The organism is Streptomyces sp. NPDC002206, from assembly GCF_053593595.1.
The window spans coordinates 232,920-252,572 of record NZ_JBSFCW010000007.1 but is presented as its reverse complement, the minus strand read 5'-3'; the positions used below and the strand labels follow the sequence as shown (position 1 = coordinate 252,572).

The following is a 19,653-nucleotide window of genomic DNA, read 5'->3' as shown; positions in this document are numbered from 1 at the left end:
CCCGCCGTAGAACTCACCGTTGATGTGCCCCGTCAGGGAGGCCCGCTGTGCCCAGTTCCGTACCGCTCCGCCGTCTGTTCGTGGCGCTGCTGTTGTCCTGCACCGTACTGGTGAGCGCCACGGCGTGCGGCAACGACTCCGGCACCGGCGCGAGCGCCTCCGCGTCACCGAGCGGTACGGCGTCGGCGGAGAGGCAGAAGCTCGCCAAGACGCGGTTCGTCGCCAACGCCGGGCTCGCTGCGGGCGCGACGTACCAGTGGATCATCAAGCCGTACCGTGCGGGCAAGTTCAAGAAGGGCGCGGACGGACGGACATTCGCACTGGTCAAGGCCGGGCTCGCGGGCGGCTTCGCCTACAACCGGCTCAAGGCGGCAGCGGAGAACGCCAAGGGCGACCCGCTGCTGTCGAAGGCGGTCGCACCCCTGACGGCGGGCATCGAGTCGCTCAAGGGACTCGGCACCAAGCTCCGCAACGGCCAGGCGGGCGCGGGGGACGTCGGCGCCTTCGAAGACGTCATCACCAACATCAAGGACGCCGGCAAGAGTGCGGGCGCCGAGGTGAAGGACAAGGTGCCGTCCGCCTCCCAGCTCGGCGGATAACCGCATGGGGAGGCGTCACACGAGCAATAGGGTGCCGCCATGACGCTTCTGGCACACGACCACTACTGCGAAGAGATCCTCCGTCAGACCGACGGGCTGAGAGCCCTGATCAACGGCGCGGACCTCGACGCGAAGGTTCCGACCTGCCCCGAGTGGACACTGCGCGACCTCGCCGTCCACGTCGGCGGCGCCCACCGCTGGGTCGACGAGATCGTCCGTACCCGGGCGACCGAGGCGGTCCCGGACGAGCGGGTGCCGCAGTTCACGCCGGACGGTGACGACCCCGCGGTGCTCGACGCGTGGCTGGCCGACGGGGCCGCGAAAACCGTCGCCGCCCTGCGCGAGGCCGGTGCCGGGCAGCCGGTCTGGGCCTGGGCATGGGACCGGAGCACCGGATTCTGGGCGCGGCGCATGGCCCACGAGACGGCCGTCCACCGCGCGGATGCGGCCGTCACGGTGAACGCCGACTACGAGGTGGCGCCCGAGCTGGCGGCCGACACGATCGACGAATGGCTGGAGATCGTCTCCTTCGCGCAGTCCGAGGGGGACAGGGAGGCCGTGGAGCTCCGGGGGGCCGGAAGGTCCCTTCATCTGCATGCCACGGACACGCCCGGGGCGGAGTGGCTGATCGAGTTCGGCGACGACCGTTTCACCTGGCGGCGGGCGCACGAGAAGGCGACGGTCGCGGTGCGCGGGCCGCTGACCGATCTGATGCTGGTGTTCAACCGGCGGCAGGGCGTGGACAGCGGGCGCGTCGAGGTGCTGGGGGAGCGGGAGCTGCTGGACTTCTGGCTGGAGCGGGCGACGTTCGCATGAGGCCGGCGCTCAGTCGTTGTTGAGTTCTGCCAGTACGCGCAGCGTGTGGGGGTCCGGCGCCGTGACCAGCAGGTCGGTCACCGGGCCCTTGCGCCACAACTCCAGTCGCTCCGCGATGCGTTCACGCGGTCCGACGAGCGAGATCTCGTCGGCGAACGCGTCCGGCACGGCCCGCACCGCCTCCTCCTTGCGGCCCTCCAGGAACAGCCGCTGGATCCGCCGCGCCTCCTCCTCGAAGCCCATCCGGGCCATCAGATCGGCATGGAAGTTGCGGGCGGCATGCCCCATACCCCCGATGTAGAAGCCGAGCATCGCCTTCACCGGCAGCAGCCCCTCCGCGACATCGTCACAGACGTGCGCGCGGGCCATCGGCGCGATCATGAAGCCGTCGGGGAGACCGGCCAGCGAAGCCTCGTACACATCGGTCCGCAGCGGCGACCAGTACAGCGGCAGCCAGCCGTCCGCGATCCGCGTCGTCTGCGCGATGTTCTTCGGCCCCTCCGCGCCCAGCAGCACGGGCAGTCCGGCTCGCAGCGGGTGGGTGATCGGCTTCAGCGGCTTGCCGAGGCCGGTCGCGTCCGGACCGGTGTACGGATGAGAGTGGAAGCGCCCGGCCAGCTCAACAGGGGCCTCACGCCTGAGCACTTGACGGATGACCTCGACGTACTCGCGGGTGGCGGTCAGCGGACTCTTCGGGAACGGGCGCCCGTACCAGCCCTCCACCACCTGCGGCCCGGAGAGCCCGAGCCCGAGCATCATCCGGCCGCCGGAGAGATGGTCGAGGGTCAGCGCGTGCATGGCGGTCGCGGTGGGGGTGCGCGCCGCCATCTGCGCGATGCCGGTGCCCAGCCGGATGCGGGAGGTGTGGGCGGCGATCCAGGTCAATGGGGTGAAGGCGTCGGAGCCCCAGGCCTCCGCCGTCCACACCGAGCCGTAGCCCAGCCGCTCCGCCTCGCGGGCGAGCTCCAGATGGGCGGGGTTCGGGCCGCGGCCCCAGTAGCCGAGAGCGAGTCCGAGCCGCATAACAGTCCCTCCGACCATGTGTGACTGTGTGTCAGATCAATCCGCACGGACGGAGGGTACGACAGCGGCCCCCCGCCCGGAAGGGGCGAGGGGCTGGCAGGAGGGGGCTGTGGTCAGCCGCGCTGGATGCCCGTGGTGTCCTGAAGCACACCACGACGGCCGTCCTGGGTCTGGGCGATGAGGCCCGGACCGCGCTGCTCCACCGCGAGGTACCAGGTGCCCGGCGCCAGTTCGGCGAGCGGGCTCGGCGAACCGTCCTCGCCGTACAGCGGACGGGCCACCGGCACCGCGAACCAGAACGGCGTGAAGTCACCGGCCGGCGCCGAGCCGCCCTGCGGGGCCTGCTGGGCCTGCGGCGCGTGCGCCATGGCGGGATCGGGCTGACCGGGCTGCGGCTGCGCACCGTACGGCTGCGGCTGGCCGGGCTGGGCACCGTACGGCTGCTGCTGGGCGCCGGGGTAGCCGTAACCCTGGCCCGGCTGCGGCTGGCCACCGTACGGCGGCTGCACGGCCTGCGGACGCGGGGCGCCCATCAGGGGAGCCTTGAGCGCCGGGACGAGCGGCGTCGCGACCGCACCGCCGGCGAGCACGAGGGCCGCGAGCAGGCCGAGGATCAGGCCGGTACCCGCGTTGCTGGCGTCGATGATCGTCCAGAAGGCCGTCCACAGCGCGAAGACACAGAAGGCGGCGCCGAATTGACCGAGGTCGAGGCCGACAACCTTGCGGCCCGGCATGGCACGGCCCACAACCACCAGCGCCGCACCGATGATTCCGGCCAGGAAGACGCTCATGAGGACCCCGAGGGCGTCCCAGGCATTCGGGGTCTCGTAACTGGAGCAGTTGAGGCCCGCAGGGCAATCGAAGCCGGCGAGGTCGAGGAAAGAGGCGATGAACAGCACCACCGCTGCGCCGATCACCACGCCATCGCCTCGAGTGAGGGAGCGGATATTCACGTGAAGGTCCTTAGTCGGTCGTCTCGTCGGGGCGGTCGTCGCTGCCGCCGGTACGGCGGGCACGGCGCGAAGCTCGGAGGCGGCTCCCCACCGTACGGATGAATCTATCGTCTGCCCGGACGGGTTGCGTCCCGGCCCGGACGTTGGGCGGTCATCCCCGGAATACCACCGCACAACTACCGCACAGCTCCCTTGCTTTACCCGTTGAAGTAGGAGCTGATGCCGTCCGCAATGCCTTGTGCGGCCTTCTGGCGCCAACCCGCGCTGGTGAGCAGAGCGGCGTCCTTGGGATCACGCATATTGCCGCACTCGATGAACACCTTGGGAACGGTCGACAAATTCAGCCCACCCAGATCACTGCGGGTGTCCAACCCCGTATTGCCGCCGACGTAATTGGAAGGCGCACTTCCGGTGGCGCGGACGAAGAGCCCCGCGATACGGGTGCCGAGATCGTGCGACGGATCCACGATCTTCGAGGTGTCAGCGGCTCCGCCGCGCACGAGTGCGGGAAGAATCACATGGAACCCCCGGTTGCCGACCGCGGAACCGTCCGCGTGCACCGAGACGACCGCATCGGCCTCGGCGTTGTTGCCGATCCGGGCCCGCTCGTCGACGCACGGCCCGTACGGGCGGTCGTTGTCGTACGTCAGGATCACCTTCGCGCCCTGAGCCCGGAGCAGTGCGCGCAGCCGGTGCGACACATCCAGCGTGAACTGGGCTTCCGCGTAGCCGGAGTTGGTGGACGTTCCGGTGGTGTCGCACTCCTTGTGTGTGGTGCCGATGTCCACCTGGCGGCTGATCTCGCGGGTGTGCAGACGGTTGTTCGGGTTGTGCCCGGGATCGATGACGACGGTCTTCCCGGACAGCGGTCCCGACGCCCGGCCGCCCGTGGGCTTCGAGGGCGACGCGGACGGCGGCGATGCGGACGCCTTTCCCGGCGCCGGAGCGCTCTTCGACGGGGAGACCGACGGCGGCGCGGCGGAGGTGGCGCTGCTGCCCTGCCGGGGCCGGGCCTGCGTCCCGGCGCTGTCACCGCCCGCGCCGCAGCCCGCGGCACTCAGGCACACGGCTGCGAGCGCGGCGGCGACGAACAGGGGCCTGCGGTGCGGGGTGGGGGAAACGCTGTCGTCGTACGGCACCCGGCGATGCTACCGGGGCGGCTCAGATCCCCGTTCCCGTGCGGCGCAGGACGCGTAGCGAGTCCGTGACCGACACCTCGGTGAACGCCCCGGACTCCAGCGCTCGCAGATACACCCGGTACGGGGCCTGGCCGCCGTGCGCGGGATCGGGGAACACGTCGTGGATCACGAGGAGCCCGCCCTCGGCGAGATGCGGCGCCCAGCCCTCGTAGTCGCCGTTCGCATGCTCGTCGGTGTGCCCGCCGTCGATGAAGACGAAGCCGAGATTCCCGCCCCAGACGGCCGCGACCTGCGGGGACCGGCCGACGAGTGCCACGACATGGTCTTCGAGCCCGGCCGCGTGCAGGGTGCGGCGGAACGTCGGCAGTGTGTCCATCCGGCCGACCTCCGGGTCCACGACGGTCGGGTCGTGGTACTCCCAGCCGGGCTGCTGCTCCTCGCTGCCACGGTGATGGTCGACGGTGAGCGCCGTCACACCGGCTGCCCGGGCGGCATCGGCGAGCAGGATCGTGGACCGCCCGCAGTACGTCCCGACCTCCAGCAGCGGCAGACCGAGCGTGGAGGCGTCGGTGGCGGCCGTGTGGAGGGCGAGCCCCTCGACCACCGGCATGAACCCCTTGGCGGCCTGAAAGGCGGCGAGAATCTCGGGCTTGGGCTCGGCGGCCACGGGGTTCCTCCTGGCGGTACGGGGATCGAACGGCGCCCCATGGTGCCGTATGGCCTGGTCGGCGGTCTCGGCGGGGGTCAGCACCGCTCACTGCGCACCGCGGTGCGACGTTCCGGTGCGCCGGCCGTCAGTACGAGGTCGACCTCGGCCGGCAGGCCGTTCGCCGGGTACGTCGCCGGGCAGGCGCGCGGCGCGTATCCGGTGGCGGAACCGGCCAGGACGAAATTGCCGTTGGAAGGGGCGGCCAGGGTGTACCGGCCGGCTTCGTCCGTCACGGTGAGCCCTGCCTGCCGCCCCATCCGGTCGATCAGCGTGACGTTGGCGTGGGCCACCGGCGTACCGTCCGCATCCAGCACCCTGCCCCGGAAGCCGTCCGATCCGGCGACGGGGCGCGAGGCCTCCCGGTCGGACGCCGTCGCGTCCGTGCTGCTGGCCAGCAGCACCGGCCGCAGCGCGTCGCGTTGCGACGGCAGGAACGCGGCCAGTACCAGACCGATCAGCACCGCACCCGTCGCGATCATGAACGAGGTCCGGAATCCCTCCATCGAAGGCACCTGTACCGGACCCATACGCACCGAGGTGTTGGCCAGCACCATGCCGATCACGGCGCTCGACACCGACGTACCGATCGACCGCATCAGGGTGTTCAGGCCGTTGGCCGCGCCGGTCTCCGACGGATCGACGGCCCCGATGATCAGTGCGGGCAGCGAGGAGTACGCGAGCCCGATACCGGCCCCGAGCACCACCGCGATCACCACGGTCTGCCAGGCGGCACTCATCAGGCCGAGCCCTGCCCCGTAACCGATCGCGATGACCAGCATGCCGAGCATCAGTGACACCTTGGGGCCGCGGCGGGCCGACAGCCGTGCGTACAGCGGGGCGACGAACATCATGGTCAGACCCAGCGGCGCCACGCACAGCCCCGCCACGACCATCGACTGCCCGAGGCCGTAACCGGTCGACACCGGCAGCTGGAGCAGCTGCGGCAGGACGAGCGAGACCGCGTAGAACGCGACGCCGACCATCACCGAGGTGAGGTTGGTGAGCAGTACCTCGCGCCGGGCCGAGGTCCGCAGGTCGACCAGCGGCGCCGGGCTGCGCAGCTCGAAGAGCCCCCACAGCACCAGGATCAGCAGGGACGCGGCGATCAGTCCGAGGGTGGTGGCCGAGGTCCAGCCCCAGTCGCTGCCCTTGGTGATCGGCAGCAGCAGGCAGACCAGGCCGAGCGAGAGCCCGAGCGCGCCGGGCAGATCGAACCGGCCGGGCGCGCGCAGCGAGGTCTCCGGTACGGCGAGGACGGTCAGCGCCATCGACAGCACCCCGAGGCCGGCCGCGCCGAAGAACAGCGTGTGCCAGTCGGCGTGCTGGGCGACCAGCGCGGCGGCGGGCAGCGCGAGCCCGCCGCCCACCCCGATCGAGGAGCTCATCAGCGCCATCGCCGAGCCGAGCTTCTCGCGCGGCAGCTCGTCGCGCATGATGCCGATGCCCAGGGGGATGGCGCCCATGGCGAAGCCCTGGAGCGCGCGCCCGGCGATCATGACCACGAGTTGATCGGTGAAGGCGCAGATCAGCGAGCCGATCACCATGACGGCGAGGCTGGTGAGCAGCATCTTCCGCTTGCCGTATAGATCGCCGAGCCGGCCCATGATCGGTGTGGCGACGGCGCCCGCGAGCAGGGTCGCGGTCAGCACCCAGGTGGCGTTGGACGGATCGGTGTGGAGAAGGGCGGGCAGGTCCTTGATGACGGGGACGAGCAGGGTCTGCATGACCGCGACGGTGATACCCGCGAAGGCGAGAACGGGGACGACACCGCCACCCGCACGGTGGGTCCGCGGATCGGGGAGCGGCTGCTCCCCGGCGTGCTGATCGTGCGTCGCTTGTGGCATACGTGCGGCCTCCGGGCAGCGGAAGAAAAGGGGGTGGAGGTGGAGTGCGGTCCGGCGGCGGGCAGCAGTGACCGCCAAGTGCGTGCAGGTTGAACACTTCCGGATGTCCGCCGTATTCCTGTGAACGCCGGGCGAATGGGACGCGACGCCGTACCCGGCGGGAAGCGTACGGTTGTCTGACCTTCCATCAGATTGGAACGTGTTCTACTCTTGCGCCGTTCCAGTGGCCGCGACCGGCGAGGATCCGCACATGGGCATCGCAATCACCCAAGAACAGAGGGAGCTGGCGCAGTCCGTACGGGGGTGGCTGGCGCGTGTCGTGCCGCCGGAGGAGATCCGCAAGCTCCTCGACGCGAGCGCCCCTTCTGCGCCCGGCGTGCGCCCCGGTTACTGGGACGGCCTCGCGGAACAGGGTCTGCTCGCCCTCCATCTGCCCGAGGAGTACGGGGGAGGGGGCGGCGCACTCCTCGACCTCGCCGTGGTCCTGGAGGAGACGGGGCGGGCCGCGCTCCCCGGCCCCTACCTGGCGACCGCACTCGCCTCGGCGGTGCTCGGCGGGGCGGGCGCGAGTGATCTTGCACCCGCCCTTGCGGCCGGCACCCGCATCGGCGCCGTCGCCCTCGGCCCCGGCACCCTCACCGCCGTGGAGTGCGAGGGTGGCCATCTCCTCGACGGCGCCGCCCCGCCCGTGCTCTGCGGCGCGGACGCCGACCTGCTCATCCTCCCCGCCGTATCGGCCGGCGGCACCCGCTGGTTCGCCGTCGACTCCGCCGCCGATGGGCTGACCGTACGCCCGCACCGCGGCGCCGACCCGACCCGCCGCACCGCCGCGGTCCGCGCCGGCGGCGTACTCGTCCCCACGGCCCGTGCCGTGCGCATCGACTCCGGGACCGTCCGCGACCTCGCCGCTCTCCTGTTCGCCGCCGAGGCATGCGGCACCGCTGCCTGGGCGCTGGACACCGCCGTCGCGTACGCCAAGGTCCGTGAACAGTTCGGCCGCCCCATCGGGCAGTTCCAAGGCATCAAACACCTCTGCGCCGACATGCTCGTACGGGTCGAGCAGGCCCGCGCGCTCGTGTGGGACGCCGCCCGCGCGGCGGACGAAGCCCCGGAGACACGCGCACTGGTCGCCGCCCTCGCCGCGGGCACCGCGCTCGACGCCGCCTACAGCTGTGCCAAGGACTGCATCCAGATCCTCGGCGGTATCGGCTTCACCTGGGAGCACGACGCCCACCTCCACCTGCGCCGGGCTCTGGTGGCGCGCCAGCTGCTCGGGGCCGGGGACGCCCACCGGCTGCGGGCCGCCCGGCTGGCCGAAGGCGGGGCGCGCCGCGAGCTCTCCCTGGAACTCCCCGCCGAGGCTGCCCGCCACCGCGCCGAGGCGCGCGAGACCATCGCCGCCGCCCGGGGCCTCGGCCCGGAGGAGGCCCGCCGCGCCCTCGCGCCGACCGGCTACGCCGCCCCGCACCTGCCCGCCCCGTACGGCCTGGACGCCGGACCGGTGCAACAGCTGGCCGTGCAACAGGAGCTGAAGGAACAGGGCGTGACAGTGAGCGGCCTCGGAATCGCGACCTGGGTGGTGCCGTCGCTCCTCGCTCACGGGACACCGGAGCAGCAGGACCGCTATCTCCTGCCCACCCTGCGCGGCGAACTCCTGTGGTGCCAGCTGTTCTCCGAGCCCGGGGCCGGCTCCGACCTCGCTTCGCTCCGCACGAAGGCCGAGCGGACCGCCGACGGCTGGCGGATCAACGGCCGGAAGGTGTGGACGAGCGCAGCCCAATGGGCCGACCACGGCATCCTGCTCGCCAGGACCGACCCGGACGCCCCCAAGCACCAGGGGATCGGCTACTTCCTCGTCGACATGAAGAACACCGCAGGCATCGACATCCGCCCGCTGAAGGAGATCACCGGCGACTCCCTCTTCAACGAGGTGTACTTCGACGACGTCCTGCTGCCCGCCGATGCCGTCGTCGGCGGCATCGACGAAGGCTGGCGGGTCGCCCGCAACACCCTCGGCAACGAACGCGTCCACATGGCCGACCAGATGACCTTCGATACCGGCCTGGAAGCGCTGATCGCCTGCTCCGGCGCACTCGACGGCACGTACCGGGCACGGATCGGTGCACTCGCCGCCGAGGCGCACGCGCTCGCCTGCATCGGGCTGCGGACCACCATGCAACAGGTCTCCGGCCTGGAGCCGGGCGCGGGGGCATCCATACGCAAACTCGTGCAGACCGCCCACCAGCAGAAGGTCGCCGAGCTCGCCCTGGAACTTCTGGGACCGGACGGTGCGACCGGCGAGGGCGCCGGGGCGCGGGCCCTGCACGGATTTCTGATGTCCCGCTGTCTGACCATCGCGGGCGGCACCACCCAGGTCCAGCTCAATGTCGTCGCCGAGCGCATCCTCGGCCTGCCCCGGGATCCGTGACGCCCGGCCCGGCCCGGTCCGCCGGGACGGCGGCGACCGGATCATCGGCGGCGGAAGATGTGGATCACCAACGGGTCGGTCGCCGAGGTCGACCTTGGCTCCCGGCCAGGCGCTCACCGGTCACGCAGCCTTCCGCCGACCGGTCCCCGCTGTCATTATCTGACGCATCGTCAGATAAGTTGGAGCGTGGCAGCGGCCCGGGAGGAAGACCATGAAGGCGTACATCGTCGGTGTCGGGATGACGAAGTTCGAGAAGCCCGAGACGCGCGACCGGCAGTACTGGGACATGGCGAAGGAAGCCGGGAGCGCGGCGCTCGCCGACGCCGGGATCCGCTACGAGCAGGTGCAGCAGGTCCCCGTCGGCTACTGCTTCCAGGCCTCCACGGCCGGCCAGCGCGCCGCGTACGAACTCGGACTGACCGGCGTACCCGTCTACAACGTCAACAACAACTGTGCGACCGGCTCCACCGCGCTGATGATGGCCCGCCAGTTCGTCGAGGGCGGCATCAGCGACTGCGTGCTCGCGCTCGGATTCGAGAAGATGGCGCGCGGGGCACTGGGCGATGGCGGATCCGACGGCGGCGCCGCCGACTTCCGGACGTCGCCCGTCGCCCGGCACTACGGGATCATGGCCGCCGCCCACGGCTTCGAGATGTCCCCGCCCACCGCCCAGATCTTCGGCAACGCGGCCCGCGAACACATGGAGCGGTACGGGACGACCGAGGCGCAGCTCGCAGCGGTCGGCGCCAAGAACCACCGGCACTCGGTGAACAATCCGTACGCCCAGTTCCAGGACGCGTACACGGTCGACGAGATCCTCGCCGCCCGGACCATCCACCGCCCGCTGACCAAGCTCCAGTGCTCGCCCACCTCCGACGGGGCGGCCGCCGCCGTCGTCGTATCGGAACGGTTCGTCGAGAGCCACGGGCTGGGCGACCGGGCCGTCGAGATCGTTGCCCAGGCCATGACGACCGACACCGGTGAGTCGTTCGCCTCCGGCACCTGCATCGACGCCGTCGGCCGGCCCATGTCCCGGGCCGCCGCCCAGCAGGTGTACGACGCCTCGGGGCTCTCGGCCGCGGACCTCGACGTCATCGAGCTGCACGACTGCTTCTCCATCAACGAACTCCTGACCTACGAGGCGCTCGGCCTGTGCGGCGAGGGCGAATCCGGCAAGCTCGTCGAGTCCGGGGCCACCACCTACGGCGGCCGCTGGGTCGTCAACCCGTCCGGCGGGCTGATCTCCAAGGGCCACCCGCTCGGCGCCACCGGCATCGCCCAGGCCGCCGAACTCACCTGGCAGCTGCGCGGCGAGGCGGGCCCCCGGCAGGTGCCCGATGCCCGGGTCGGACTCGCCCACAACATCGGGCTCGGCGGCGCGGCGGTGGTCACGCTGCTCCGTCGCTAGTCGGAGGCGGGGCCCGACCATATACCGATGTACGGGGCGCAGAGCGCCTGCGAGTATGACGCCCATGGCAGACGTCACGACCCCCGCGCATGTGCAGAACCGGCGAACACCCCGCACTTGGGCGGTGGTGCTCGCCGCCTGCGTCGGCCAGTTCCTCGTCGTCCTCGATGTGTCGGTCGTCAATGTGGCGCTGCCGTCCATGCGGTCCGACCTGGGGCTGAGCGCCGCGCAGCTGCAGTGGGTGCTCAACGCCTACGCGATCGCGTTCGCCGGTTTCATGCTTCTCGGCGGGCGGGCCGCCGACCTGTACGGCCGCAAGCGGATGTTCCTGGTCGGACTCGGCCTGTTCACCGCCGCCTCGCTGGCCGGCGGATTTGCGCAGGAGGGCTGGCAGCTGTTGGCCGCCCGCGCGGCGCAGGGTCTCGGCGCCGCCGTACTGTCCCCCGCGACCCTCACCATTCTCACCGCCGCCGTCCCCGAAGGCCACGCCAGGACCAGGGCGATCGGCACCTGGATGGCCGTCGGCGCGGGCGGCGGCGCGGCCGGCGGGATGGTCGGCGGGGTGCTCACCGACGTCCTCAACTGGCGCTGGGTCCTGCTGATCAACGTGCCGTTCGGCGTGCTCGTCCTGATCGGCGCCGCCGCCTGGCTCGCCGAGAGCCGGGCGCGCGAGCGGCACCGTATCGACCTGCTGGGCGCCGTGCTCGTCACGGCGGGCCTGGCCGCCGTCGCCTACGGCATCGTGCAGACCGAGCAGGAGGGCTGGGCCGCACCGGCCACCCTGGTGCCGCTGCTCGGCGGACTCGCGCTGCTCGCGCTCTTCGTCCTGGTGGAGGCCCGGACGGCGGCGCCGCTGATGCCGCTGCGGGTGCTGGGCACGCGGGCGGTGGCGGCGGCGAACGTGGCGATGATCGTGATGGGGTCCGCGACCTTCTCGATGTGGTACTTCATGACCGTGTACGCACAGTCGGTGCTGGGCTATACGCCGATGCAGGCCGGATTCGCGCTGTTGCCCACCTCGTTGGCGGTCGTCCTCGGCTCGACGTTCGCGCCGCGGATGATGGCACGGGTCGGTGCGAAGAATCTTGTCCTGATCGGTCTGGCGGTCACCGCCGCTGGCTTCGGATGGCAGTCCACGATGGGCGCCGACGGCTCGTACCTCACGTCGATCTGCGGGCCCGGCATCCTGATGATGGCCGGTGCGGGATTCGCGTCCACCCCGCTCGCCTCCCTCGCCACCTCGGGCGCGGCGCCCGGGGATGCCGGGCTGGTCTCCGGACTGGTCAACACCTCGCGGACGATGGGCGGTGCGCTGGGACTCGCCGTGCTCTCCACCGTCGCGGCGGCGCGCACCGGGGGCGGAACCGGGGCGGAGGACCTCACCGCCGGTTTCGCGCTGGCGTTCCGCACGGCGGGCTCGGTGCTGCTCGGCGGGCTGCTGCTGATGACATTGTGGCTACCGCGTCACCGCTCGCCGCGCTCCGGTACCCCGAGCCCGTCGGGTACCCCGAGCCCGTCGGGTACGTCGGGCACGTCGAGCCCGTCCGGCACATCAAGCGCGTCGGGCATGTCGAGGTCGTCCGGCGACTGAGGACGAGGCAGCAGGCGGCCGGTCCCCGGAGCCGACTGCCTACAACCACCCCTGCTGCCGCGCCGCCCGCACCGCCTCCATGCGATTACGGGTCCCCGTCTTCCCGATCGCGGACGACAGATAGTTGCGCACCGTCGACTCCGACAGATGCAGCTTGGCCGCGATGTCTGCGATGGTCGCCCCGTCCACCGAGGCGTTCAGCGCGTCCCGTTCCCGCGCGGTGAGCGGGCTGGGCCCCGCGCTCAGGGCCGCGGCGGCGAGGGCGGGGTCGATGACGGTCTCGCCGGTCAGCACCCGGCGGATCGCCGCCGCGAGCTCCTCGACCGGACCGTCCTTGACCAGAAAGCCTGCGGCCCCGGCCTCCATCGCGCGGCGCAGATAGCCGGGCCGGCCGAAGGTGGTGAGGATCAGCACCCGGCAGTCCGGCACCTCCTCGCGCAGATCGGCGGCGGCGTCCAGTCCGCTGCGGCCAGGGAGTTCGATGTCGAGGAGTGCCACATCGGGACGGGACAGCAGCGCGGCGTCCACGATCTTGTCCCCGGCGGCCACCTGGGCCACCACCTCGATGTCCGGTTCCAGACCCAGCAGCAGGGCGAGCGCGCCGCGCATCATGCCCTGATCCTCGGCGAGCAGTACACGTACGGCCTTGGTCGGCCGGTGATTCCGGGGCATCTCGTTCACCGGCCCAGCGTATGGGGTGGGACCGAGCCGTCGGCGGTATCCATCCCGTCCGCGGCGTCCGTCGCGTCCACCGGCAGTTCCGCCGTGACCCCGAAGCCGCCATCCGGACCGGGACCCGCCGTGAGCGAGCCGCCGGCCGCCGCGAGGCGTTCGGTGAGGCCCTTCAGACCGGTGCCGCCGATGCCCGGAGCGGGCGGCTCGGCGGCCTGCCCGCGGCCGTCGTCGGTGATGGTCAGCCGGACCCGCTCGGCCGTGCCGTCGACCTTGAACGAGCAGGTGGTCGCATCGCTGTGGCGTACGACGTTGGTCACCGCCTCCCGCACCACCCAGCCCAGCAGCGCTTCCGCCTGCGGGGCGAGCGGCGGTCCCGATCGGCGGACCACCGGTGCGATCCCGGCGGCGGTCAGTGCGGACCTCGCCCGGTCGAGTTCGGTCGCCAGACTCCCCTCGCGGTAGCCGGTGACGGCCTCCCGGATCTCGGTGAGGGCCTGGCGGCCGACGGACTCGATGTCGGCGACCTGGAGCAGCGCCGCGTCCATGTCGCGCGGGGCCAGCCGGCGCGCGGCCTCCGACTTGACGACGATCACGGAGAGCGTGTGCCCCAGCAGGTCGTGCAGATCGCGGGAGAACCGGAGCCGTTCCTTCTCCACGGCGGTCCGGGCCAGTTCCTGCCGGGTGGCCCGCAGTTCCATCACGGTCTCCGACAGGGTGAGGATCGCGGCGGTCACCGCACCCGAGATGAAGGTGCCGTATCCGATGGTCCACGGGTCCGAGACGTTGTCCCCGCGCCGGACGGTGACGAGTACGGCGACGACCGCGAGTCCGAGCAGGCCGACCACCAGCTGCCGGCGGCGCAGGACGGTGCCGCAGGCCAGTGAGAGCAGCGGGAAGAACAGCAGCCAGCTGCCGCCGTAGCCGATCGCCAGCCCGAATGTGACCACGGCCATCACGGCGAGCGTCACGTACGTCACGGGGCTCTCGCGCGACTTCTTGTGGAACCCCCGGAACACCACGGAGATGTAGAGGGAGTTGAAGACGAACAGCCCGATACCGCCGATCCAGGGGTTCGGGGTCTTCCCCTGGAAGAGGTTGGAGAAGGCGCCGAGACCCATCAGCAGCCAGGGCAGCAGGGCGTACGGGCCGGGCGGCCCGGGGCGCCCCTCCTCGCGGCGCCGCCGGCGCCGTTCCCGCCACGATCCTGATCCGTTCCGGGACATGCTCGCTCCTGTCACGCCGTCCTCGCGGACCGACGGTACGAGACGACCGCGTACGCACCGAACAGCAGAAGCCATCCGGCGAGCACGGTGATCGTCCCCGCGGACGGCGCGTGGCCCTGCGTGGTCGCCCAGCCCAGGTCGGCGAACCGGTGCGCGGGGGTGTACGCGCCGATGCTGCGTACCCACGACGGGAACTCGGACAGCGGGAACCACAGCCCGCCGACGATCGCGAAGCCCATCAGGGCGGCCACGTTGACCACCCCGGTGGCCTGCGGGGTGAGCCGGTAGCCGTTGCCGATGCCGAGCAGGGTGAACGGCAGCGCGCCGATCCACAGCAGCAGCGTCAGGGCGGTCCACTGCCAGACCTCCAGCCGTACGCCGTTGACCACCGCTCCGGCCAGCAGCACCACCAGGATGGTCGGCAGCACGGTCACCGAACCGCTGATCGCGCGGCCCGCGACCACCCGGGACGGGTCGAGCGGAGTGATCCGCAGCTGCTGGAGCCAGCCGAGGGACTTGTCGGACGCGACCCCCGTGCCGATCGACATGGCGGCGCCCAGTGCCCCGTACGCGGCCATGCCGACCATGGAGGCGACCTTCCACTCGGCCGCGCCGTCGCCGCCGCCACCGAGGTTGGTGAAGAGCAGGTACATCAGCACCGGCATCCCGATCCCGAAGATCATGAAGGCGCCGTCGCGCAGGGTACGGCGGATCTCCAGCACGATGTAGGGCAGCATCAGACGGTCTCCTTCTCCGAGAGGGTGGCAGGGGCGGTCAGGGCGAGGAACGCGTCCTCGAGGGTGGCCCGGGAGACCTGGAGGTTGCGGACCCGGCCGATGCGGGCCAGCTCGATCACCGTGGCGTCCGAGTCGTCCGTACGCAGCAGCGCCCGGTCCCCGCGGACCTCGACGGCGACGACGCCGGGCAGCAGCTCCAGGCCCTCCGTCCCGCCGCCCGCCAGGTCGAACGAGACATGGTTGCCGCCGACCGACTCCTTGAGCCGCTCGCCGCTGCCGTCGGCGACGATCCGGCCGTGGTCGATGACGACGATCCGGTCGGCGTTCTCGTCGGCCTCCTCCAGATAGTGCGTGGAGAAGAGGACCGTGTTGCCGCGCCGGGCGTAGGCCCGCATGGAGTCCCAGAACGCACGCCGGGCCTCGACGTCCAGCGCGGCGGTCGGCTCGTCCAGGACGATCAGCTCCGGATTGCCGGCCAGCGCGACGGCGAACCGGACGCGCTGGATCTGCCCGCCGGAGAGTTTGTCGACCCGCCGGCCCGCGTACGCGGTGACACCCGCCAGGGCCAGCGACTCGGCGACCGGCATCGGGCTCGGGTACGTGGAGGCGACGAAGGTGATCAGCTCGCGGACCGTCACCCGGGGGATGGGCCGCCCGTCCTGGAGCATGGCGCCGACCCGGCCCGCCCGTACGGCCTGCTCGGGGGTCCGGCCGAGCAGCCGCACACCGCCGGAGTCCGGTTCGTCGAGTCCGAGCAGAAGGCTGATGGTGGTGGACTTGCCCGCACCGTTGCGGCCGAGCAGGGCGACGGTCTCGCCGCGTTCGACGGTCAGGTCGATCCCGTCGACGGCGCGTACGGTCTGCTCCGCCCGGCCGAAGGTCTTGACTGCCCCGGTGAAGATCACCGCGGGCCCGCTCCCCGTTGTCTTTTCCATGACCCCGACGCTACGGAGCCGGGTGGCTGTTCCGGCAGATGCGCATGTACGGACTCCGGGGTGACAAATGTCATCGCCGGCCCGTCGTCACGCGTTGCCCGGCACCGTATCTGACGAGATGTCAGCAGTCTTCACAACTACCGGTAGCTGCGTTATACATAGGGCCAACCGGCTAGAACGCGTTCTAGAAGGGGCGCTGCGGCCGGCCCCGCACGACCTCGGTGCGGCCGACGGTGCGGACGGCCGTGCCGAGGTCCTCCCACCATCAAGGAGCAGCTTCCCCATGCCCATTGATGCCGCAAAGGCGGTCGCCGCCGAACCCCGGACCGCCGAGATCTCCTGGGACCACAAGGACGTCCAGCTCTACCACCTGGGACTCGGTGCGGGCGCCCCCGCCACCGACCCCGCCGAACTGCGCTACACACTCGAATCCCGGCTCCATGTCCTGCCCAGCTTCGCCACCGTCGCGGGAGCGGGTACGGGCGTCGTCGGCGGACTGTCCTCGCCCGGGATCGACGTCGACCTGGCGGCCGTGCTCCACGGCGGCCAGACCGTACGGGTGCACCGGCCGATCCCGGCCGAGGGCAGGGCCGTCCAGACGTCGAAGGTCGCGGCGGTGTACGACAAGGGCAAGGCGGCCGTCCTCGTCCTGCGCACCGAGGCCGCCGACGACGAGGGCCCCCTGTGGACCAACGACGCCGAGATCTTCGTCCGCGGTGAGGGAGGCTTCGGCGGCGAACGCGGGCCGTCCGGGCGACACGCCGACATAGCCGTCGCCCCGAACCACACGGTCGAACGGCCGGTTCGCGAGGACCAGGCGCTGCTCTACCGGCTCTCCGGGGACCGGAACCCGCTGCACGCCGACCCCGAGTTCGCCCGGAAGGCCGGCTTCGACCGCCCCATCCTGCACGGGCTGTGCACCTACGGCATGACGCTCAAGGCCGTGGCCGACACGCTGCTCGGCGGTGAAGTGGCCCGCATCCGCTCGTACCGCACCCGATTCGCCGGGGTGGCCTTCCCCGGCGAGACCCTCCGCATCCGGATGTGGACCGGGGACGGCCACGTCCGGGTCGCCGTGACCGCCGTCGAGCGGGACGAGGCGCCGGTCCTGACCGACACGCTCGTCGAACACTCCTGAATCACCGAAGGACCGACACACGCCACGACGTGAGGGGAGCCGCACCATGCGCGCAGCCGTACTGCACGAGATAGGTCAGGACAAACTGGAAGTCCTCGATGACGTCGAGGCGGTGGGCTTCGGCCCCGGCAAGGTCAAGCTCCGCGTCCGGGCCACCGGACTGTGCCACTCCGACGTCTCGGCGATGAGCGGCGTGCTGCCGCAGCCCGCCCCCTTCATCCCCGGCCACGAAGGTGCCGGCGAGGTCATCGACATCGGCGACGGTGTGACCGGGCTGAGCACGGGGGACCGGGTGCTGGTCTGCTGGCTGCCCGCCTGCGGGACATGTCCCGCCTGCAGGCGCGGCCAGACGCAGCTCTGTCTGGCCGGCTTCATGAACGCGGGTACGCCCAACTTCAAGCGCCCCGGCGGCGATGTGTTCGGCTTCGCCGGGACCGGCACCTTCACCGAGGAGGTCGTCGTCGACGCGGGCTGCGCGGTGCCGATCCCCGACGACGTGCCCTTCGAGATCGCCGCGCTGATCGGTTGCGGCGTCACCACCGGGCTCGGCGCAGCGATCAACACCGCACAGGTGGAGGCCGGTTCGTCGGTCGCCGTGATCGGCTGCGGCGGCGTCGGCATCTCCACCATCCAGGGCGCCAGGGTGCAGGGCGCCGCCCAGATCGTCGCCGTCGACCCGGTCGCGTCCCGGCGCGAGGCGGCTCTGCGGTTCGGCGCCACCGAGGCGGTCGCACCGGACGGACTCGCCGACGCCAAGCAGCGGATCACCGCCGGTGAGGGCTTCGACTACGTCTTCGAGGTCGTCGGCAAGTCGGTCACGGCCCGCACTGCGTACGAGAACACCCGGCGCGGCGGCACGCTCTGCATCGTCGGCGCGGGCGCGATGGACGACAACTTCCAGGTCAACATGTTCGAGCTGTTCTTCGACGAGAAGCGGATCCTGCCCTCCATGTACGGCGGAGGGGACGTGCTCCGGTCGTACGAACGGGCCATCGCGCTCTGGCGGGCGGGCCGGATCGACCTCGAATCGATGATCACCCACCGGGTGCAGCTCGCCGAGATCAATGACGCACTCGACCAGATGAGGACCGGTGAGGCGCTCCGTACCTGCATCGAACTCTGACTGGCTGTCAGCCGCCGTGCTCCGAGAGGACTCCGAGGTTCCGATGTCACAATCCCTTCCCCTGGACGGGCTGTCCGCGATCGTCACCGGCGCGGGCCGCGGTCTCGGGCGCGCCGAAGCGCTGGAACTGGCCCGGCTCGGTGCGGCCGTCGTCGTCAACGACTACGGGCAGCCGGGCCGCGACGGCTCCGGCGAGGCGTCCGCGACACCCGCCGAGGAGGTCGCCGAGGAGGTCCGCGCGACCGGCGGCCGTGCGGTCGCCCACCTCGGCGACGTCTCCGACCACGAGCAGGCCCGCGCCCTGGTCGAACTGGCCGTCAGTGCGTACGGCAAGCTCGACATCCTGGTCAACAACGCGGGGATCCTGCGCGACCGAATGGTCTTCTCGATGACCGAGGACGAGTGGGACTCCGTCATCCGGGTCCACCTCAAGGGCCACTTCAACACCACCCACTTCGCCGCGTCCCACTGGCGTGCCCGATCCAAGGAGTCCGGCTCCCCGGTCTACGGCCGGATCGTCAACACCTCGTCCGAGGCGTTCCTCGCGGGCTCGGCCGGCCAGCCGAACTACGCGGCGGCCAAGGGCGGCATCGTCGGCCTCACCACCTCCACCGCTCTGGCCCTCGCCAAATACGGCGTCACGGCCAACGCGATCTGTCCACGGGCCCGCACCCGCATGACGGAGGACGTCTTCGCGGGCTTCGAGGAACCGACGGACGGCCGGCTCGACACGCTGGCCCCCGAGCATGTCTCCCCCCTGGTCGGCTATCTGGCATCGCCGGCGGCCGCCAAGGTCAACGGGCAACTGCTCGTGGTGCACGGCGGGATGGTCGCGATCGTGGAACGCCCCAGGGTGGCGGCGAAGTTCGACTCGTCCAAGGAGGCCTTCTCGTTCGACGAACTGGACGAGCTGATCTCCCCGTACTACGAGTACCGCCCGGCGAACGAGACGTTCGCGGCGGCGGAGGTGCTGGGCCTCAAGCGGGACTGACGCTCCGGGGGCAGCGCACAAGGAAGGGCCTCCGCAGCACATGATGGTGCTGCGGAGGCCCTTCCTTCCCTCGTCGATTTCGATGCGGTCAGGCCGCCCTGCGGCCCCCCTCGGAGGGGCGCCGGTGGCGACCGTGCGGCTGCGCGTCCGTGCTGTCCATCGACACATCCCCTCGGTGCTTTCCGGAGCCGCCGGCTTCGGCCCGTTCGGCGTCCGCCCCCGGCGGGCGCGTCTGGGTCGTGTCGGTTCGGGCTTCAGACATGTGGGAAGTCACCCCGTTGTGATCGCTTACGTGTGTGTCACCGGGACCATCGCGCCACG

17 protein-coding genes are annotated in these 19,653 nt (G+C 71.4%); 8 read left to right on the top strand and 9 right to left on the bottom strand.

From position 1 onward, the window contains the following. Positions 1-47: 47 nt before the first annotated feature. Together ACWCP8_RS16700 and ACWCP8_RS16695 are read left to right on the top strand one after the other, a co-directional pair. On the top strand, positions 48-599 hold the full coding sequence (locus tag ACWCP8_RS16700) for a hypothetical protein (RefSeq protein WP_352266947.1): 552 nt from the start codon (positions 48-50) through the stop codon (positions 597-599). A 39-nt stretch (positions 600-638) separates the two neighbouring features. Further along, on the top strand, positions 639-1,415 hold the full coding sequence (locus ACWCP8_RS16695; protein ID WP_382830095.1) for a maleylpyruvate isomerase family mycothiol-dependent enzyme: 777 nt from the start codon (positions 639-641) through the stop codon (positions 1,413-1,415). Positions 1,416-1,424: 9 nt separating this feature from the next. On the opposite strand, the gene ACWCP8_RS16690 is transcribed toward ACWCP8_RS16695, so the two are convergent. From ACWCP8_RS16690 to ACWCP8_RS16670, 5 genes are all read right to left on the bottom strand, one after another. Beyond that, complete coding sequence (locus ACWCP8_RS16690; protein ID WP_352266944.1) at positions 1,425-2,438, bottom strand: LLM class F420-dependent oxidoreductase; 1,014 nt, start codon at positions 2,436-2,438, stop codon at positions 1,425-1,427. A gap of 113 nt (positions 2,439-2,551) precedes the next feature. After that, on the bottom strand, positions 2,552-3,391 hold the full coding sequence (locus ACWCP8_RS16685) for a hypothetical protein (protein WP_352266943.1): 840 nt from the start codon (positions 3,389-3,391) through the stop codon (positions 2,552-2,554). Between the two features lie 197 nt (positions 3,392-3,588). Continuing rightward, complete coding sequence (locus ACWCP8_RS16680; RefSeq protein ID WP_451116549.1) at positions 3,589-4,530, bottom strand: N-acetylmuramoyl-L-alanine amidase; 942 nt, start codon at positions 4,528-4,530, stop codon at positions 3,589-3,591. 22 nt (positions 4,531-4,552) lie between these two features. Further along, positions 4,553-5,140 carry a class I SAM-dependent methyltransferase gene (locus tag ACWCP8_RS16675; protein WP_451116629.1) on the bottom strand — a complete coding sequence of 196 codons (588 nt, stop codon included), beginning with the start codon at positions 5,138-5,140 and terminating at the stop codon, positions 4,553-4,555. A 134-nt stretch (positions 5,141-5,274) separates the two neighbouring features. Continuing rightward, on the bottom strand, positions 5,275-7,083 hold the full coding sequence (locus ACWCP8_RS16670; protein WP_352266940.1) for an MFS transporter: 1,809 nt from the start codon (positions 7,081-7,083) through the stop codon (positions 5,275-5,277). A 250-nt stretch (positions 7,084-7,333) separates the two neighbouring features. Here ACWCP8_RS16670 and ACWCP8_RS16665 point away from each other — a divergent pair, with 250 nt between their 5' ends. The 3 genes from ACWCP8_RS16665 to ACWCP8_RS16655 all read left to right on the top strand — a co-directional run bounded on the left by ACWCP8_RS16665 (position 7,334) and on the right by ACWCP8_RS16655 (position 12,510). Beyond that, positions 7,334-9,511, top strand: coding sequence for an acyl-CoA dehydrogenase (locus tag ACWCP8_RS16665; RefSeq protein ID WP_451116547.1), 2,178 nt, complete (start codon positions 7,334-7,336; stop codon positions 9,509-9,511). A 211-nt stretch (positions 9,512-9,722) separates the two neighbouring features. Continuing rightward, on the top strand, positions 9,723-10,919 hold the full coding sequence (locus tag ACWCP8_RS16660; RefSeq protein ID WP_352266938.1) for a lipid-transfer protein: 1,197 nt from the start codon (positions 9,723-9,725) through the stop codon (positions 10,917-10,919). 55 nt (positions 10,920-10,974) lie between these two features. Beyond that, positions 10,975-12,510, top strand: a complete 1,536-nt coding sequence (locus ACWCP8_RS16655; RefSeq protein ID WP_451116545.1) for an MFS transporter — start codon at positions 10,975-10,977, stop codon at positions 12,508-12,510. A 39-nt stretch (positions 12,511-12,549) separates the two neighbouring features. Here ACWCP8_RS16655 and ACWCP8_RS16650 read toward each other — a convergent pair whose 3' ends face one another. Genes ACWCP8_RS16650 through ACWCP8_RS16635 form a run of 4 tightly spaced genes read right to left on the bottom strand, consistent with a single transcriptional unit; the run spans position 12,550 to position 16,080 of the window. Beyond that, positions 12,550-13,182, bottom strand: coding sequence for a response regulator transcription factor (locus ACWCP8_RS16650; RefSeq protein WP_352267017.1), 633 nt, complete (start codon positions 13,180-13,182; stop codon positions 12,550-12,552). Between the two features lie 5 nt (positions 13,183-13,187). Then, entirely contained in the window at positions 13,188-14,408 is a 1,221-nt protein-coding gene (locus ACWCP8_RS16645) for a sensor histidine kinase (RefSeq protein ID WP_352266936.1), read from the bottom strand. Between the two features lie 11 nt (positions 14,409-14,419). Beyond that, positions 14,420-15,145: an ABC transporter permease gene (locus ACWCP8_RS16640; protein ID WP_352266935.1), complete on the bottom strand. Its 726-nt coding sequence runs from the start codon at positions 15,143-15,145 to the stop codon at positions 14,420-14,422. Then, positions 15,145-16,080 carry an ABC transporter ATP-binding protein gene (locus ACWCP8_RS16635; RefSeq protein ID WP_451116542.1) on the bottom strand — a complete coding sequence of 312 codons (936 nt, stop codon included), beginning with the start codon at positions 16,078-16,080 and terminating at the stop codon, positions 15,145-15,147. The genes ACWCP8_RS16640 and ACWCP8_RS16635 overlap by 1 nt, the downstream gene beginning before the upstream one ends. Before the next feature lie 283 nt (positions 16,081-16,363). Between ACWCP8_RS16635 and ACWCP8_RS16630 the strand changes: the two genes are divergently transcribed. The 3 genes from ACWCP8_RS16630 to ACWCP8_RS16620 are packed head-to-tail and all read left to right on the top strand — an operon-like array spanning position 16,364 to position 19,332. After that, the gene (locus ACWCP8_RS16630; protein ID WP_451116540.1) at positions 16,364-17,218 is read left to right on the top strand and encodes a MaoC/PaaZ C-terminal domain-containing protein; all 855 of its coding nucleotides are present in this window, start codon (positions 16,364-16,366) and stop codon (positions 17,216-17,218) included. A 46-nt stretch (positions 17,219-17,264) separates the two neighbouring features. Next, a complete protein-coding gene (locus tag ACWCP8_RS16625) occupies positions 17,265-18,341 on the top strand; it encodes a Zn-dependent alcohol dehydrogenase (protein ID WP_352266932.1) in 1,077 nt (358 codons plus the stop codon). A gap of 43 nt (positions 18,342-18,384) precedes the next feature. Next, a complete protein-coding gene (locus tag ACWCP8_RS16620; RefSeq protein WP_451116538.1) occupies positions 18,385-19,332 on the top strand; it encodes a 3-oxoacyl-ACP reductase in 948 nt (315 codons plus the stop codon). Positions 19,333-19,653: the final 321 nt, after the last annotated feature.